The sequence below is a fragment of the Rhodococcus sp. 320_ES genome, assembly GCF_059691855.1.
The window spans coordinates 370,787-385,905 of record NZ_JCAWAG010000002.1 but is presented as its reverse complement, the minus strand read 5'-3'; the positions used below and the strand labels follow the sequence as shown (position 1 = coordinate 385,905).

Annotated in this window: 15 protein-coding genes and 1 riboswitch; of the genes, 8 read left to right on the top strand and 7 right to left on the bottom strand. The window is 66.8% G+C overall.

Annotation, left to right across the window (positions count from 1 at the left end; genetic code table 11):
• Nucleotides 1–49: 49 nt before the first annotated feature.
• A complete protein-coding gene (locus tag AC59JP_RS08460; RefSeq protein ID WP_497325306.1) occupies nt 50–364 on the bottom strand; it encodes a DMT family transporter in 315 nt (104 codons plus the stop codon).
• Between the two features lie 14 nt (nt 365–378).
• Nucleotides 379–445: riboswitch (guanidine-III (ykkC-III) riboswitch) on the bottom strand.
• 102 nt (nt 446–547) lie between these two features.
• Here AC59JP_RS08460 and AC59JP_RS08455 point away from each other — a divergent pair.
• Nucleotides 548–1,276 carry a response regulator transcription factor gene (locus tag AC59JP_RS08455; RefSeq protein WP_497325305.1) on the top strand — a complete coding sequence of 243 codons (729 nt, stop codon included), beginning with the start codon at nt 548–550 and terminating at the stop codon, nt 1,274–1,276.
• 71 nt (nt 1,277–1,347) lie between these two features.
• A complete protein-coding gene (locus AC59JP_RS08450) occupies nt 1,348–2,802 on the top strand; it encodes a sensor histidine kinase (RefSeq protein ID WP_497325730.1) in 1,455 nt (484 codons plus the stop codon).
• Here AC59JP_RS08450 and AC59JP_RS08445 read toward each other — a convergent pair.
• The gene (locus tag AC59JP_RS08445) at nt 2,685–3,305 is read right to left on the bottom strand and encodes a LysE/ArgO family amino acid transporter (protein ID WP_497325304.1); all 621 of its coding nucleotides are present in this window, start codon (nt 3,303–3,305) and stop codon (nt 2,685–2,687) included. The two genes, AC59JP_RS08450 and AC59JP_RS08445, sit on opposite strands and share 118 nt — an antisense overlap.
• A gap of 76 nt (nt 3,306–3,381) precedes the next feature.
• Between AC59JP_RS08445 and AC59JP_RS08440 the strand changes: the two genes are divergently transcribed.
• Nucleotides 3,382–4,251, top strand: coding sequence for a LysR family transcriptional regulator ArgP (locus AC59JP_RS08440; RefSeq protein WP_497325303.1), 870 nt, complete (start codon nt 3,382–3,384; stop codon nt 4,249–4,251).
• Nucleotides 4,252–4,375: 124 nt separating this feature from the next.
• Nucleotides 4,376–5,026: a hemerythrin domain-containing protein gene (locus AC59JP_RS08435; protein WP_497325302.1), complete on the top strand. Its 651-nt coding sequence runs from the start codon at nt 4,376–4,378 to the stop codon at nt 5,024–5,026.
• Between the two features lies 1 nt (nt 5,027).
• Here the strand turns inward: AC59JP_RS08435 and AC59JP_RS08430 are convergent, their stop codons facing one another.
• Nucleotides 5,028–5,453, bottom strand: coding sequence for an HIT family protein (locus AC59JP_RS08430; protein ID WP_497325301.1), 426 nt, complete (start codon nt 5,451–5,453; stop codon nt 5,028–5,030).
• 174 nt (nt 5,454–5,627) lie between these two features.
• Here AC59JP_RS08430 and AC59JP_RS08425 point away from each other — a divergent pair, with 174 nt between their 5' ends.
• Nucleotides 5,628–6,869 (top strand): bifunctional glycosyltransferase family 2/GtrA family protein, encoded by a 1,242-nt coding sequence (locus AC59JP_RS08425; protein WP_497325299.1) that lies wholly within the window; start codon nt 5,628–5,630, stop codon nt 6,867–6,869.
• A complete protein-coding gene (locus AC59JP_RS08420) occupies nt 6,866–8,854 on the top strand; it encodes a glycosyltransferase family 39 protein (RefSeq protein ID WP_497325297.1) in 1,989 nt (662 codons plus the stop codon). The genes AC59JP_RS08425 and AC59JP_RS08420 overlap by 4 nt, the downstream gene beginning before the upstream one ends.
• A gap of 12 nt (nt 8,855–8,866) precedes the next feature.
• On the opposite strand, the gene AC59JP_RS08415 is transcribed toward AC59JP_RS08420, so the two are convergent.
• The 3 genes from AC59JP_RS08415 to AC59JP_RS08405 are packed head-to-tail and all read right to left on the bottom strand — an operon-like array spanning nt 8,867 to nt 11,557.
• A complete protein-coding gene (locus tag AC59JP_RS08415; RefSeq protein WP_497325295.1) occupies nt 8,867–10,012 on the bottom strand; it encodes an MFS transporter in 1,146 nt (381 codons plus the stop codon).
• A complete protein-coding gene (locus AC59JP_RS08410) occupies nt 10,005–10,475 on the bottom strand; it encodes an ArsR/SmtB family transcription factor (protein ID WP_497325294.1) in 471 nt (156 codons plus the stop codon). The genes AC59JP_RS08415 and AC59JP_RS08410 overlap by 8 nt, the downstream gene beginning before the upstream one ends.
• Nucleotides 10,472–11,557: a serine hydrolase gene (locus AC59JP_RS08405; protein ID WP_497325293.1), complete on the bottom strand. Its 1,086-nt coding sequence runs from the start codon at nt 11,555–11,557 to the stop codon at nt 10,472–10,474. Before AC59JP_RS08405 ends, AC59JP_RS08410 begins: the two co-directional genes overlap by 4 nt.
• Before the next feature lie 88 nt (nt 11,558–11,645).
• On the opposite strand from AC59JP_RS08405, the gene purD reads away from it, so the two are divergent.
• Both purD and AC59JP_RS08395 read left to right on the top strand, forming a co-directional pair.
• Nucleotides 11,646–12,905, top strand: coding sequence for a phosphoribosylamine--glycine ligase (gene purD, locus AC59JP_RS08400; RefSeq protein WP_497325292.1), 1,260 nt, complete (start codon nt 11,646–11,648; stop codon nt 12,903–12,905).
• Nucleotides 12,902–14,065, top strand: coding sequence for a pyridoxal phosphate-dependent aminotransferase (locus AC59JP_RS08395; protein ID WP_497325291.1), 1,164 nt, complete (start codon nt 12,902–12,904; stop codon nt 14,063–14,065). Before purD ends, AC59JP_RS08395 begins: the two co-directional genes overlap by 4 nt.
• On the opposite strand, the gene AC59JP_RS08390 is transcribed toward AC59JP_RS08395, so the two are convergent.
• The gene (locus tag AC59JP_RS08390; RefSeq protein ID WP_497325290.1) at nt 14,056–15,069 is read right to left on the bottom strand and encodes a threonine aldolase family protein; all 1,014 of its coding nucleotides are present in this window, start codon (nt 15,067–15,069) and stop codon (nt 14,056–14,058) included. The genes AC59JP_RS08395 and AC59JP_RS08390 overlap by 10 nt on opposite strands.
• Nucleotides 15,070–15,119 lie beyond the last annotated feature (50 nt).

The following is a 15,119-nucleotide window of genomic DNA, read 5'->3' as shown; positions in this document are numbered from 1 at the left end:
GGACGTAACTGTAACGCGCTGTCCCACCGCTCAACCAGTGCAACCTCCACTAGTGCAACACCTTCAGCCCCACCACGCAGCCGACGATCCCGACCAGCAGCAGAACCTTGGCGACGGAGGCGGATTCGGTGCCCGTCGCCATGGCGTAGGCGACGGTGAGTGCAGCGCCGATGCCGACCCAGACCGCGTAGGCGGTGCCGGTCGGCAGGGTGCGCATCGCGAAGGCCAGGCCGCCCATGCTGGCGACGAGTGCGACAGCGAAGACGATGGTGGGAACCGGTTTCGTGAACGCCTCGGTTCGACCCAACGCGGTGGCCCACACCGCTTCGAGTACACCTGAAAGTACGAGAACAATCCATGCCATGACGAGCGCTTCTCCTGGCACCGTCTTGTCGCTGGCCGGGTACGGTGCGCTCGTCCGGGATGTCATCGTCGACGTCTCTCACGGTAGCAAATACTCTGGCTCTCGACTCACAGCTACTTCACAGCCACACTTCAGATTCGACCCGGGCGCAGAGCAGACCATGATGAGGTGACTTCCCGAACCGTGACGCCAAACCACCAGCACTCGGCGACCGACTCAGCGGCCGAGGCGCGCATCCTCGTCGTCGACGACGAGCCCACGATCCTGGAACTGCTGTCGGTCAGCTTGCGGTTCCAAGGGTTCGAGGTGCGCACCGCGGCGAACGGTCCGGCTGCGCTGGACGCGTCACGCACCTTCAAACCCGACGCGCTCATTCTCGACGTGATGATGCCGGGGATGGACGGATTCGGACTGCTGCGTCGGTTGCGTGCGGACGGAATCGATGCGCCCGCGTTGTTCCTGACCGCGCGAGACTCGGTGGAGGACAAGGTTACCGGGCTGACTCTGGGAGCCGACGACTACGTCACCAAGCCGTTCAGTCTCGAGGAGGTGGTCGCCCGGCTGCGCGTCATCCTTCGCCGATCGGGTCGCGGAACCGAGACGCCGCCGTCGCGAATGAAGTTCGCGGACATCGAACTCGACGACGACACCCACGAGGTGTGGAAGGCGGGCGAGCCGGTTGCGCTCTCGCCGACGGAATTCACGCTGCTCCGCTACTTCATGGTCAACGCCGGCACCGTGCTGAGCAAACCGCGCATTCTCGATCACGTGTGGCACTACGACTTCGGCGGCGAGGTGGGCGTGGTCGAGTCGTACGTGTCGTACCTGCGTCGCAAGGTCGACACCGGTGACGTCCGCCTGATCCACACCCTGCGCGGAGTCGGATACGTGATGAGGGAGCCGCGGCGGTGACCCTGCGCCACCGAGTTCGCAACGTTCCGCTCCGGATCACCCTGGTCGGCGCGTTGCTTCTCCTGGTGGCCATGGGCCTGCTGGCATCCGGAGTAGCCGTGACCTCCGCGCTCGAACGCACCCTGATGAGCAAGGTGGACGAGCAGTTGCGGGGTGCGTCGATGGGGTGGGCCCAACCGCAGGACAACTTGTCGCGTCCGGCTCCGGTCGATGCGCCGAGCCCGCAGCGGCCACCGTCGAACTTCTTCGTCCGGTCCGTCTCCACCGACGGAATCGTTCGCACGCCGATCAACGACGCCGGCAAAGCCGAACCCGATCTGTCGGCGGGGCTGTCGTCCGTTCCGAAGACCGTGGGGTCGATGAACGGATCCGACGTGAAGTGGCGTGCGGTCACGGTCACCAACAGCCAGGGATCCACCACCGTCGCAATTCAATTGACGCAGTCGAAGGAGATCGTCGATCGGCTCGTTCTGCTGCAGACCTTCATCGGCTCAGCGGTGCTGCTCGCTCTCGGTGTCCTCGCCTATTTCGTCGTCCGTCGAAGTCTGCGGCCGCTTCGTGAAGTCGAGGTGACGGCAGCCGCCATCGCGGCGGGAGACCTGCATCGGCGGGTGCCCGAGTGGAACGACAAGACCGAGGTGGGTCGATTGTCGTTGGCACTCAACGGAATGCTGGCCCAGATCCAGCGAGCGTTCGCTGCGACGGAGGCCTCGGAGACGGCGGCGCGCGAGTCCGAGGACCGGATGCGCCGGTTCGTGGCGGACGCGTCCCACGAGCTCAGAACGCCGCTGACGACAATCCGGGGAATGTCCGAGTTGTACCGGCAGGGAGCCATGGCCGACGTCGGATTCCTCATGTCCCGCATCGAAAGCGAAGCCTCGCGCATGGGACTGCTCGTGGAAGACCTGTTGATGCTGGCCCGCCTCGACGCGCAGAGGCCACTCGAGGAGCAGGACGTCGATCTGTTGCGTATCGCGGCGGACGCGGTCCACGATGCGAAAGCCGTTGCGCCCGAACGGTCGATCGATCTGGTCGTCCTCGACGGGTCCAACGTGCCCGAGGTGACCGGCGACGATGCTCGCCTACGTCAGGTGGTCGGCAACCTGGTGAACAACGCGCTGCGCCACACGCCCGAGTCGGCGTCGATCACGGTGTCGGTGGGAACCGTCGGCGATCGAGCGGTACTGGAGGTGCGTGACACCGGGCCGGGGTTGAGCGCCGCCGACGCGGAGCGTGTGTTCGAGCGGTTCTATCGCACGGACGACTCGCGTACGCGCGAAAGTGGCGGCAGCGGACTGGGTTTGTCGATCGTCGCCGCGTTGGTGTCCGCTCACCGAGGCCGGGTGAGTGTGGACAGCTCACCGGGTAACGGCGCCGCGTTCCGGATCGAACTTCCGAGGTCGGCGGCTCAGAGATCGGACACGAGCGAGAGTGCCAACGCGAGCATGACCGCCCCGATCAGTACGTCGAGTACCCGCCAGGCGGACGGCCGCGCGAACAGTGGTGCGAGCAGCCTCGAACCGTAGCCGAGACCGGCGAACCAGACGACGCTGCCGAGGGCCGCGCCGACGGCGAACCACCATCGCAGGTCCGTGCCCTGCTGGTTGCCGATGGATCCCAGGAAGACCACCGTGTCGAGGTAGACGTGGGGGTTCAACCAAGTCAAGGCAAGGCAAGTGGCGACCGCGGCCGCGACCGACCCCGTGCTCTCGCCGGCGACGGCCAGGCCGGCGGGCTTGCGTGCGCGGTTCAGCGCCATCAACCCATAGCAGACGAGGAACACGGCACCACCGATTCGGACGACGGTCAGCGCCGTCGGAAAGCGGTCGACGACGGCCCCGACTCCGGCGACTCCGGCGACGATCAGAGCGGCGTCGGACAGCGCGCAGACCGCGACGACGGGCAGAACGTGCGCGCGCTGCAGGCCCTGACGCAGCACGAACGCGTTCTGGGCGCCGATGGCCACGATGAGGGACAGGCCGATCCCGAATCCGACGAGCATGGATTGGGCGACCGCGACGGTGTTCATGACTCGAACGTTAGGGCTGCGGTTCCTCACCAGTCCAGCTAATGATTTTTACGTACCATGAATGTAGCTTAAGAGAATGGACCAGGAGCAGTTGCGGGCGCTGCGCGCGGTGGTCGACGAAGGCACGTTCGACGCGGCGGCTCGAACGCTGCACGTCACCCCGTCCGCGATCAGTCAGCGCATCAAGTCGTTGGAGACGACAGTCGGGCGGGTGCTCGTCCGGCGCACCAAGCCGGCGACAGTCACCGAGTCCGGTGCCGCCCTGCTGCGCCTCGCGCGACAGATCGACTCCCTCACCGAGGAGACGGTGCGCGAGTTGCGAGCCGCGGACGACCGCGCGTCCATCTCCCTCGCCGTCAATGCCGACTCGCTGGCCACGTGGGTACTTCCGGCTCTGGCCCACCTCGCGCCGACCGTCGCGTTCGAGATTCATCGCGAGGACCAGGATCACACGGCGGCGTTGCTCCGAGCCGGAACTGTCACCGCTGCAATCACATCGGACGGCAGGGCAGTGCGCGGTTGCTCGGTGCGCAGGCTCGGCGCGATGCGGTACCGGCCCACGGCAGGCAAGGCCTTCTGTGCTCGGTGGTTCGCAGACGGAGTCGACGCGACGTCGCTGGCGTCCGCTCCGATCGTGGTTTTCGATCGCAACGACCTGCTTCAGGATCGTCACCTCGCATCTCGCGGTGTGGATCCGTCGACCCCTCCTCGGCATGTGATTCCGTCGTCGGCGGACTACGTCGGCGCCGTTCGGCTGGGGTTCGGGTGGGGAATGATTCCCGACCTCCAGCGGAGCGACGGCGACGGACTGGTGGCGTTCGACGCGGGCGCGGTCGACGATGTGACTCTCTACTGGCAGCAGTGGTCGCTGTCGTCGACGACGGTAGATCGCGTGGCAGATGCTCTGGCCGTCGCGGCCCAGCGGAATCTTGTTGTCGAAGGTTGAATCGATTGTCGTTACTTTGCTCGGCTAAAAACCGAATGTAATCGAATACCGAAAGAATTCGTTGATTCGGTGGATAACCGCGGTTACAGTCTCGTCATCATCTGGTCTAGGGAAGGCTGGTTTCATGACATCTGCCGCCACGGATTCGCGCGACATGATCATCATTCACAGCGTGTTCCGCCGGGAGCTGTCGTTGGCGCCCGATTTGATCGACGCTGTGGCGGACGGCGACACCGATCGATCGGCGGTCGTGTCCAAGCACCTGCTCGATCTGTTGGATCTGCTGCATCATCACCACGAAGGCGAAGACGAATTGCTCTGGCCGATCCTGCGCGAGAGGGCGCCCTCGAGCGACGGCCTGTTCAACGAGATGAGTGCCGACCATCATTCGATCGACGGGCCGCTCACTGCGGTACGCACAGCCGTCGAGGCGTGGGGAAAGACGGCCGACAAGACTGCGGGGCACGATGTTTCGCGTCAGTTGAGGGAATTGACGCCGCCGCTGTTCGATCACCTGGACCGCGAGGAAGCGCGAATTCTGCCTCTTGTCGATTCGCACCTGTCGCCGGAGGAGTGGGGCCGGTTGGGCGAACGAGGGTTCGGAGCGCTGGCTCCCGACAAGGCTCTGATCGTCCTCGGCCAGATGGCGGAGGACACGCCGGACGAGGTGTGGACCGAGTTTCTCTCGCACCTACCGGAACCCGTGCAGCAGGCGTACTGGAATGTGGGAGTGAACGTCTACGCCGACTATGTCCGTCAGGTCAGAAATACGTAGTTCACGCGGGGACGTGAGCGCCGTGTCCCAGATTTCGTAATTCCCGTTTGATCTTTTCCTGAGCTTCGTCGAGCGATTCGGCCGTGGGGGACGGGTCGGCGCCGGAAATGTCGAAGTCGCCCATGTCGAACGCAGGGAACACGTGCAGATGGAGATGGGGCACCTCGAGGCCGGCGATCAGAAGACCCGCGCGGGGTGCGTCGAACGCGGCCCGCACCGCCTTGCCCACCTGCTGCGCGACAGTCGTCAGGCGAGCGAACGTCGCGGGATCGAGGTCCTGCCACTGATCGATCTCCGCTCGCGGAACGACCAGCGTGTGGCCCTGCGTGACAGGATTGATCGTGAGGAATGCGACGAGGTCGTCGTCCTCCCACACGAAGCGTCCCGGTAGATCGCCCTTGATGATTGCGCTGAACACGGATGCCATGTTTTTAGCCTAGCGGGCAGGCCGGAGGCCGGTCGGAGATGCGCGGGCAGGCCGGAGGCCGGTCGGAGATGCGCGGGCAGGCCGGAGGCCGGTCGGAGGTGACAGGGCCCGCTCACAGGTGATTGCCAGGTCGGGCGCAGGGTTGTCCCAGAGCCGACCACCAGAGTTCGACGTATGACAACGAACGTATCCATCGGCGCAGGTGAGCAGCGTCGGGTGGCCGCCCCGGACGGTGCCGTCGCCACCCTCGAAGTGGTCATTCCCGTCTACAACGAGGAGCGCGACCTCGAGACCTGTATACGTCGTTTGCACGGATTCTTGACCACTGCGGTGCCCTACACCGCGAGCATCACCATCGCCGACAACGCGAGCACCGACTCCACGCTCGCGGTTGCGCGACGTCTCGAGGCCGAGATCGACGGGGTTCACGTTCGTCATCTCGACGAGAAGGGGCGCGGGCGCGCTCTGAAGGCAGTGTGGCTCGAATCCAACGCAGATGTCGTGGCCTACATGGACGTCGACCTGTCCACGGACCTGAACGGCCTGATGCCGCTGGTCGCCCCTCTCGTCTCCGGTCATTCCGATCTCGCCATCGGGTCCCGTCTCGCGAAACAGTCCCGCGTCGTGCGAGGCGCCAAGCGCGAGTTCATCTCTCGTAGCTACAACCTCATCCTTCGAACGTCGCTGCGCGCCAAATTCTCCGACGCCCAGTGCGGATTCAAGGCCATCAGGACGGACGTGGCGCGGGAGCTGTTGCCCCTGGTGCAGGACAACGGGTGGTTCTTCGACACCGAACTGCTGGTTCTCGCCGAGAAGGTCGGACTCCGGATCCACGAGGTCCCGGTCGACTGGGTCGACGACCCGAACAGCAGCGTCCACATCGTCGACACGGCGGTGAAGGATCTGCAGGGATGCTGGCGGGTGGGGCGCGCACTTGCGTCCGGCGCTCTGCCGGTGGCCGACCTGCGTCGCAGCCTCGGGCGGGAACCACTCGTGAGCGGAGTGCCGGTCGGGATGATCGGACAACTGGTGCGATTCGGCATCGTCGGCGTCGCGAGCACCGTCGCGTACGGGGTGCTCTACCTCGTGCTGCAGGAGGTGCTCGGCGCGCAGGGCGCGAACTTCGTCGCCCTCCTGATCACGGCAGTTCTCAACACCGCCGCCAATCGACGCTTCACCTTCGGTATCAGTGGTTCCACCGGCGCGGTCGGACACCAGCTTCAAGGATTGCTGGTGTTCCTGTTCGGCTGGATGATCACCGCCGGTTCGCTGCTAGCCCTGCACCAATGGGTTCCCGACGCGTCCAAGCACGTCGAGTTGGCCGTCCTGATCGTCGCGAATCTCGTTGCGACACTGACCCGCTTCGTCGCTCTGCGCTGGGTGTTCCGCCACTCCGCTTCCGAGGTCACCGCATGACCACCACGGTGGACGCGCCCTCCGATGCCTCGGCCGCGCCTGTCCATCCTTCCGGACGCGGCCGCTGGGAAACGGTCGCCGTGACCGGCCTTCTGGTCGGCACGGCGATCGCCTACGTGATCAACCTGAGTGCGAACGGGTGGGCGAACTCCTTCTATTCCGCTGCGGTGCAGGCCGGTTCGGTGTCGTGGAAGGCGTTCTTCTTCGGCTCGTCCGACGCCGCGAACTCCATCACCGTCGACAAGCCGCCCATGTCGCTGTGGCCGATGGAACTGTCGGTTCGCATCTTCGGCCTCCACTCGTGGGCGATCCTGCTGCCGCAGGTGGTGATGGGCGTCGCGTCCGTCGCTCTGGTCTGGAGTGTGTGCCGGCGTCACTTCGGCGCGGCCGCGGGCCTGCTTGCCGGGCTCACGTTGGCCGTGACTCCTGTTGCCGCGCTGATGTTCCGGTTCGACAACCCCGACGCGCTGCTCGTGCTGCTCATGATCGCCGCGGTGTGGGCCTTGCTGCGCGCGGTGGAGGACGGGCGCACGCGGTGGCTGGTGCTCGTCGGAGTGCTTTGCGGTTTCGGGTTTCTCACCAAGCAGTTGCAGGTGATGCTCGTCGTGCCCCCGCTGGCGCTGACGTACCTGCTGGCCGGGCCGGTCCGACTGGGTAAGCGAATCGGGCAGCTGTTCGTCTCGCTCGGCGCCCTCGTCGTGTCCGCAGGCTGGTGGATTGCAATCGTCGAGTTGTGGCCTGCGTCGTCGCGTCCCTGGATCGGTGGCTCTCAGAACAATTCCATTCTCGAACTCACATTGGGCTACAACGGTTTCGGACGTCTGAGCGGTGAAGAAACCGGGTCGGTCGGGGGAGGGGCCAGGCCGGGCGGCGGAAGCATGTGGGGTGAAACCGGCATCTTTCGCATGTTCGACTCCCAGCAGGGCGGAAACATCGCCTGGCTCATCCCGGCCGCACTGATACTGCTGGTCGCGGGCATCGTGCTGCGGGGGAGAGCGCCCCGCGTCGACGTCCGTCGTGCTGCGTTCGTGGTGTGGGGTCTCTGGCTCGTGGTGACGGGGCTGACCTTCAGCTTCATGGCGGGCATCTTCCACCCGTACTACACCGTGGCGCTCGCGCCGGCCGTGGCCGCGCTGATCGGTATCGGCAGCGTGACGTTGTGGCGCAACAGGTCTCGGTACTGGGTGCGTATCGTGATGGCGGTGGCAGTCGCTGCGTCCGCCGCGATGACGTGGATTCTGCTCTCCCGTAGCGCGACGTTCGTTCCGTGGCTGCGCTATGCGGTCGTCGCGTTCGCGGTGATTGCGGCACTCTCGCTGCTCGTTCCGCGTATGACGCGCGGCCGTCTCGCGGTGGTCGCCGTTCTGACCGCGATGTTCGCCGGTCTTGCAGGGCCCACGGCCTACGCCGTCGACACCATCGCCACACCGCACCAGGGATCCATCGTGTCCGCTGGTCCGAGCAGCGGGTTCGGCTTCGGTGGAATGGGCGGCGGCCGCGGTGGATTCGGCGGAAACAGAGGCGGGAGGCCCGGGATGCCGGCGGCGGGAATGCCGCCCGGAATGCCTGCCGCAATGCCGCCCGGGATGCCTGCCGGAATGTCTCAGATGCCCGCCGGGCGAGCCGGTGGCGCCGGCAATCTGCTGATGGGCAGCACCCCGAGTGCGGCGGTCACGGCGCTCCTCGAGCAGAACGCGGACGACTACACGTGGGTGGCGGCCGCAATCGGATCGAACTCGGCGTCGGGATTCCAACTGGCCACGCAGGATCCGGTCATGCCGATCGGCGGATTCAACGGAACGGACCCGTCACCGACGCTGGCGCAGTTCCAGCAGTATGTCGCCGACGGGCAGATCCATTGGTTCATCGGCGGCGCCGCAATGGGCGGGGCGAGGACCGGCACGTCGGCGGAGATCTCCAGTTGGGTCGAGGCGAACTACACCTCGCAGGTGGTGGACGGCGTGACGCTGTACGACCTGAGCTAGGTGTGATGACAGCTAAGCGCGCCGGGCCAGCACTCCCGCCAGCAGAATCACCACCGCTCCGGCGGCCGGCACCACGATCAGCCCCACCCGCAGGCCCGCCGAATCCGCGACGAGCCCGACCACGGGTGGGGACACGAGGAAGCCGATCCGCATGAGCCAACTGACGATCGCGAGTCCGGTGCCGTGCCGAAGGCCCGGGAGGTCGTCGGCGCCGGACATCGCAGCCGGCACGAGAGTGGCCACGCCGAATCCTGCTGCGGCGAAACCGATGATCGTGCCGGGGACCGACGGGAACGCCAGAGCCGCACCCATTCCGATCGCGACGATGGTCCCGCCGGCCCTGGCCACGCTGCGTTGGCCGAAGCGGTCCACCAACCGGTCGCCGAGGAGTCGGCCCACGGTCTGTGCGCCGACCAAGGCGACGAATCCGAGTGCCGCGACGGCGGGTACGGCGCCGAGGTCGCCGTTCAGATACACCGCGGCCCAGGAATTTCCCGCGTCCTCGACCAGCGCACCGCACACGGCGATCGCGACGAGGGCCATGAGAACGGCCACCCTCGGGCTGACGGAGGCTCCCGGAGCGTCGTCGTTCTTGGACAGCGGCTCGGGCCCCGGAAGCATCAGGAAATAGCACCCGACCGCGATCAGTGACATCAGGACCGTGGACGTTCCCAGATGCACACCGAGAGGAATGTCCAATCCTGCTGCCGCGCCGCCCATCACGCCGCCGGTGACCGCGCCGATACTCCAGACGGCGTGAAAGGAGTTGAGGATCGAACGGCCGTATGCTCGTTGCACGCGCAATCCGTGAGCGTTCTGGGCGACATCGGTGATCGAATCTGCTGCGCCGGCCAGAAACAGTGCCGCGGCCAGAGCGACCGCCGTGGGTGACACGCCCGCCGCCACGACGCCGATCCCGGTCACGATCGTGCCCGCCACCGCGACGCGGGACGAGCGAAAGCGTCGCACCAGCAGCCCGGCCGCGAGCCCCGACACCAATGCTCCGAGAGGGAACATTGCCAACGCGACGCCGTAGACCGTATTGGTCAGGCCGAGTTCGGCTTTGATTGCGGGATACCGCGGGACGAGATTGGCGAACAGCGCGCCGTTGGTGAAGAAGAGGAGCGACACGCCGACGCGTGCTTGTCTGTCAGACACCCAGATCGCCCGCCACGTCGGACGACGCGAGCAGGATCGTGAGAATCGGCACGACGTGGGGTGCCGAGATTCGGTAGTCGCCGCGGCCTCGTTGCTCCACCAGCCTCGCCGCGGTGAGCGACTTCAGATGGTGATAGAGCTGCCCCGGTGACGACAGGCCCACCGCCGCCTGCAGATCGGCCGCATCGACGGGGCCTCTGAGCAGGTGCCGAACGATGCCTTGCCGCACCGGGTGGCCCAGTGCGGCAAGGACTTCGACGGAGTTCTGCATCGGGAGGCGAAGAACGGCATCGGGCGTGTACTCGATCTCCCACGTGACGCGGCCGTGGAGATTCGACTCACCCTGGTAACCGATCACACCGCCGGTGCTCGGCGCGGGTGCCGCCGCAGCCGGCGCCTCGAGTGCTGCGACTCGCGCTTCGAGCGCGGCGATCCGCTCGTCCAGGCAGGGTTCGTCGCTCACGCCACGCAGGCTATCCGGTCCAACGTCTGCTGGTTCGCGACCGCGTCGATCATCAGCAGCTGCTGATTCGCGAAGGTCTTCATGACCTCGCCCGTCGTCCGCTCGTCCATGTTCGAGATCAACCACACGGCGGTCGCCGAGGTCCCGTCCGCGCGGGTGAACTCGAAGGCCTGCGTCAGGACTCCGGGAACACTGCCTCCCTTGAAGCCCATGGCGGTGAAACCGTCGGGTGCGGGCCGCCACTCGAGCTGACGACGAATGGTGTCCGTTGCCGGCCCGAACTGTCCGCTCAGGATGGACCGGTACATCGACGTCAAGTCCTCCGCGCTTCCCTTGGGTCCGTTCTGGGCCAGATAGGCGGCCTGTTCGGCGAACGGTGTCGTGCCCACCAACGTGCTGCTGTACGACGCGCGGAAGGCGTCGTCGAAGGCGAAGCGCTGCGTGAGCGGCCACAGGTCCCCGGTCGGATGCGTCGGGTCGAACGCCGCCAACGTCGTTCCGACCAGCGTCGGAGGTGCGAAGTCGGTCCAACCCCCGGTCGCGGCGGCATCGATGAGGGCCTGATCGCTCAGGCGGTAGCGCAGGTAATCGGCGGTCGCGTTGTCGCTCTCCTGAATCATGGCCGACACCATGTCGTCCAGCTTCACCGTCTGGTTCAGGTCGTTCGGGATCACTCCGTTGTTGGCGATGCCGAGCCGGGTGAGCGCCGCGGGGTGCGCGTCGCCGTCGGTACCCGGTGCGTGCCAGCGCTCCCAGTCCAGAATCGGGACCTGCTCGTTCGGGTCTAGTTTTCCGGCCGCCACGGCCTGCGCGTACGCGGCGAGGTGCACCACCTTCACCGCCGAGGCCAGGGGTTGTTCGGCGTCGGGCCGGTGTTCAAGGACTGTTCCAGTGCCGTTGTCGATGACCAGTCCGGTGCTGTCGGAGAGCGCGGGGATCTGTCCGATCCACCCGTCGGGCTGAGTGAGGTCGACGGCGGGCGTCGGTCCGCACGCGGGCTCGGCGGCGGTCGGAGCGTCGTCGGTGCTGGTGCACCCGGCGAGAACCAGCACAGCGGCCAGTGGGGCTACGAGCCTCTTCATTCGGACCTCCGTTATTCCGATAATCCGTAATTACGGAATACAAGTTAGCGTGCCGCGACGCTCGAGTCCAGCGAAGTAGGCTGCTTGCGTGCGCGTACTCGTCATCGGCTCCGGAGCCCGTGAACATGCCCTGGTCCTGTCCCTGTCCAAGGACCCCGACGTCAGCGCAGTCCTCTGCGCCCCCGGCAACGCCGGAATCGCGAAAGTGGCCGAGATCCGCCCCGTCGACGTGGCGTCCGGGCCGGCAGTGGCCGAACTTGCCTCCGCCGTCGACGCCGACCTGGTGGTGATCGGACCGGAGGTTCCCCTCGTGCTCGGTGTGGCGGATGCCGTGCGGGCCGCAGGAATCGCCTGCTTCGGGCCGTCCGCCGACGCGGCGAGAATCGAAGGGTCGAAGGCGTTCGCCAAGGACGTCATGACCGCTGCGGGCGTACGGACTGCGCACAGCGAAATCATCGACAGCCCAGCACGACTCGATTCCGCACTGGATCGTTTCGGTCCCACCTGGGTGGTCAAGGACGACGGTCTCGCCGCCGGCAAGGGTGTCGTCGTCACCACGGACCGACTCACCGCTCGGGCACACGCCGCCGACCTTCTCGAACATGGTCACCCGGTACTCCTCGAGACCTTTCTGTCCGGTCCCGAGGTCTCGCTCTTCTGCCTCGTCGACGGCACCGACGTCGTTCCTCTCCTCCCGGCGCAGGACCACAAGCGGGTGGGCGACGGGGACACCGGACCGAACACCGGTGGCATGGGTGCGTACACACCGCTTCCGTGGCTGCCCGAGGACGGTGTCCGCAGAATCGTCGCCGAAGTCGTCGAACCGGTTGCGGCCGAGATGGTTCGGCGCGGATGCCCGTTCAGCGGTTTGCTGTACGCGGGACTGGCCGTCGACGCCGAGGGGCCCGCGGTCATCGAATTCAACTGTCGCTTCGGTGATCCCGAGACACAGGCGGTGCTTGCCCTGCTCGAATCGCCGCTCGGGGCTGCTCTGAACGCCGTGGCCACCGGAACCCTGAAGGACCTCCCGCCGCTGCGGTGGAAGGACGGTTCGGCGATCACCGTCGTGGTCGCAGCCGAGAACTATCCCGGGCGGCCGCGCACCGGTGATCAGATCACCGGTGTGGAATCGCCCGCCGTGTTGCACGCCGGCACCGCGCTGAACGCCGACGGCGCGGTGGTGTCGGCGGGTGGCCGCGTCCTGAGCGTCGTCGGAGTCGGGGCCGACCTCGACCAAGCCCGCACGTCCGCCTACGACGAGATCTCTCGTGTCCGGTTGGCCGGCAGTCACTTCCGGACGGACATCGGACTCGCCGCGGTCGAAGGCCGCATCGCCGTCCCCACATGACGCCCGGAACGGACAGTCGCCGTTCGAGAGTCGAACCGTTCCACGTCATGGACGTGTTCGCCGCAGCTGCCGTGCGGCAGGTGACACACGGCGACGTGCTGAGTCTCGCTGCGGGACAACCGTCCACCCGCGCGCCGAAGCCGGTGCTCGACGCCATGCACGCCGCCCTCGACTCGCATCTGCTCGGCTACTCGGAGACCCTCGGTATCCGCCCCCTTCGCGAGGCCGTCGCCCGCTATCACTCCGAGCGGTCGAACATCGAGGTCGACGCCGACGACGTCGTGATCACGACCGGCTCCTCGGGCGCGTTCACGTTGCTGTTCCTCGCCGCGTTCGACGCGGGGGACACCGTTGTCATGGCCCGCCCCGGGTACCCGGCCTATCGAAACACGTTGGCCGCGTTGGGGTGCCGAGTCGTCGAGCTCGACTGCGGCAGCGACGTCCGGTACCAGCCGACAGTGGAGATGCTGGACGCCCTGCCCGCGCCGCCCGCAGGGCTGATTGTCGCCAGCCCGGCCAACCCCACGGGAACCGTCATCGATCCGGCGGAGCTCGCTAAGCTGGCGCACTGGTGCGAGGACCACGGCACGCTGCTGATCTCCGACGAGATCTATCACGGCATCTCCTACGGAGACGTTGCAACGACCAGCGCGTGGGAAACGTCGCGCGAATCCGTCGTCGTCGGCTCGGTCTCGAAGTACTTCTCGATGACGGGGTGGCGGCTCGGGTGGATGCTGTTGCCCCGCAGGCTCACTCGTGCCGTGCAACGGTTGGCGTCCAACATGACGGTGTGCCCGCCCACCACATCGCAGGTTGCTGCGATCGCGGCGTTCACCGACGAGTCTCGGGTCGAGATCGACGCCCACGTTCGTCGGTACGCCGTCAACCGGGACATCCTGCTGAGCGGACTACGCGGCGCGGGCATCACGGATCTGGCGCCCGCCGACGGGGCGTTCTACGCGTACGCGGACGTCGCGCACCTCACCGACGATTCGCTGCGCTGGTGCGCGGACATCTTGGATCGAACCGGAGTCGCATTCGCGCCGGGCATCGACTTCGACACCGTGCACGGCACGCACACCGTGCGGTTCTCGTTCGCGGGCGCGACGGCGGACGTGGAGGAAGCGATCGAGCGGCTGCGCCCGTTCCTTCACGGCTGACCGCAGGCTCGCACAGCCCGTTCGATGTCCGCCCGGCTCACGTCGCGGTGGGTCACGAAGCGCACCTTGCCGGCCACGGTCACCGCACCGACACCCTGCGCGGCCAATTCGGTCACCGTCCGCGCCGGGTCCGCCGACTCGGCCAGCACGATGTTGGTGTCCGGGTCGCTTACCGTCCACCCCTGGTCGCGGAGGCCGTCCGCAAGCAGTCGAGCGTTGCTGTGGTCCTCGGCCAATCGGTCCATCGATCGGAGGCCGACCAAGCCCGCAGCGGCGAGCATCCCGCCCTGCCGCACGCCGCCGCCCAGCATCTTTCGGATGCGACGGGCGTCGTCGATCCGTGCTGAATCCGACGCGAGAACCGACCCCACCGGCGCTCCCAGCCCCTTGCTCATGCACACCGTGACCGTGTCGGCGCCGCGCGTCAGCTCGGACGGCGCGACAGTCAGGGCCACCGCCGCGTTCCACAAGCGGGCGCCGTCGAGGTGGACGAGTAGGTCGTTCTCCTTCGCGGCGGCCACGAGATCGGCCCAGTCACCCGGCGCCGTCACCGTTCCGCCGGCGAAATTGTGCGTGTTCTCGAGGCACAGCAACGTGGTGCGGAGAGCGAAGTACGGCCCGCCGGCAGCGCCCTCGCGACGAACGGCGTCGGTCGACGGTCGGCCCGGCCCGCCGTCGTGCGGCAGCGCTCGCGGCATTCCCTGAGCGAGCCATGCGGCGGTGCCGAGCTCCGATCCGAGAACGTGCGCGAAGTCCGGTGCGAGGAACTGATCACCCCGCTGCAGATGGAGCATCAGGGCGATCACGTTGCCCATCGATCCGCTGGGAACCCACAGCGCGGCCTCGAAACCCAGAACGCCGGCGACGGTGTCCTCGAGCTCCGCCATCGTCGGATCGCGATCCAACACGTCGTCACCGAGGGGGGCGTCGTGCATCGCCTTCCTCATGTCGTCGTCGGGCGTGGTGACGGTGTCGGAACGGAGATCGATTTCTGGAAGGGCCATGCAGTTCATTTTGCCCGGCTCGCTGCATCGAAAGTGGCAGCATGTGTTCC

Bases quoted from the DNA above. Each gene is read 5' to 3' on its own strand.
- AC59JP_RS08460 (WP_497325306.1), bottom strand. From the start codon at position 364: ATGGCATGGATTGTTCTCGTACTTTCAGGTGTACTCGAAGCGGTGTGG.
- AC59JP_RS08450 (WP_497325730.1), top strand. From the start codon at position 1,348: ATGGGCCTGCTGGCATCCGGAGTAGCCGTGACCTCCGCGCTCGAACGC.
- AC59JP_RS08445 (WP_497325304.1), bottom strand. From the start codon at position 3,305: ATGAACACCGTCGCGGTCGCCCAATCCATGCTCGTCGGATTCGGGATC.
- AC59JP_RS08440 (WP_497325303.1), top strand. From the start codon at position 3,382: ATGGACCAGGAGCAGTTGCGGGCGCTGCGCGCGGTGGTCGACGAAGGC.
- AC59JP_RS08435 (WP_497325302.1), top strand. From the start codon at position 4,376: ATGACATCTGCCGCCACGGATTCGCGCGACATGATCATCATTCACAGC.
- AC59JP_RS08430 (WP_497325301.1), bottom strand. From the start codon at position 5,453: ATGGCATCCGTGTTCAGCGCAATCATCAAGGGCGATCTACCGGGACGC.
- AC59JP_RS08425 (WP_497325299.1), top strand. From the start codon at position 5,628: ATGACAACGAACGTATCCATCGGCGCAGGTGAGCAGCGTCGGGTGGCC.
- AC59JP_RS08420 (WP_497325297.1), top strand. From the start codon at position 6,866: ATGACCACCACGGTGGACGCGCCCTCCGATGCCTCGGCCGCGCCTGTC.
- AC59JP_RS08405 (WP_497325293.1), bottom strand. From the start codon at position 11,557: ATGAAGAGGCTCGTAGCCCCACTGGCCGCTGTGCTGGTTCTCGCCGGG.
- AC59JP_RS08395 (WP_497325291.1), top strand. From the start codon at position 12,902: ATGACGCCCGGAACGGACAGTCGCCGTTCGAGAGTCGAACCGTTCCAC.
- AC59JP_RS08390 (WP_497325290.1), bottom strand. From the start codon at position 15,069: ATGGCCCTTCCAGAAATCGATCTCCGTTCCGACACCGTCACCACGCCC.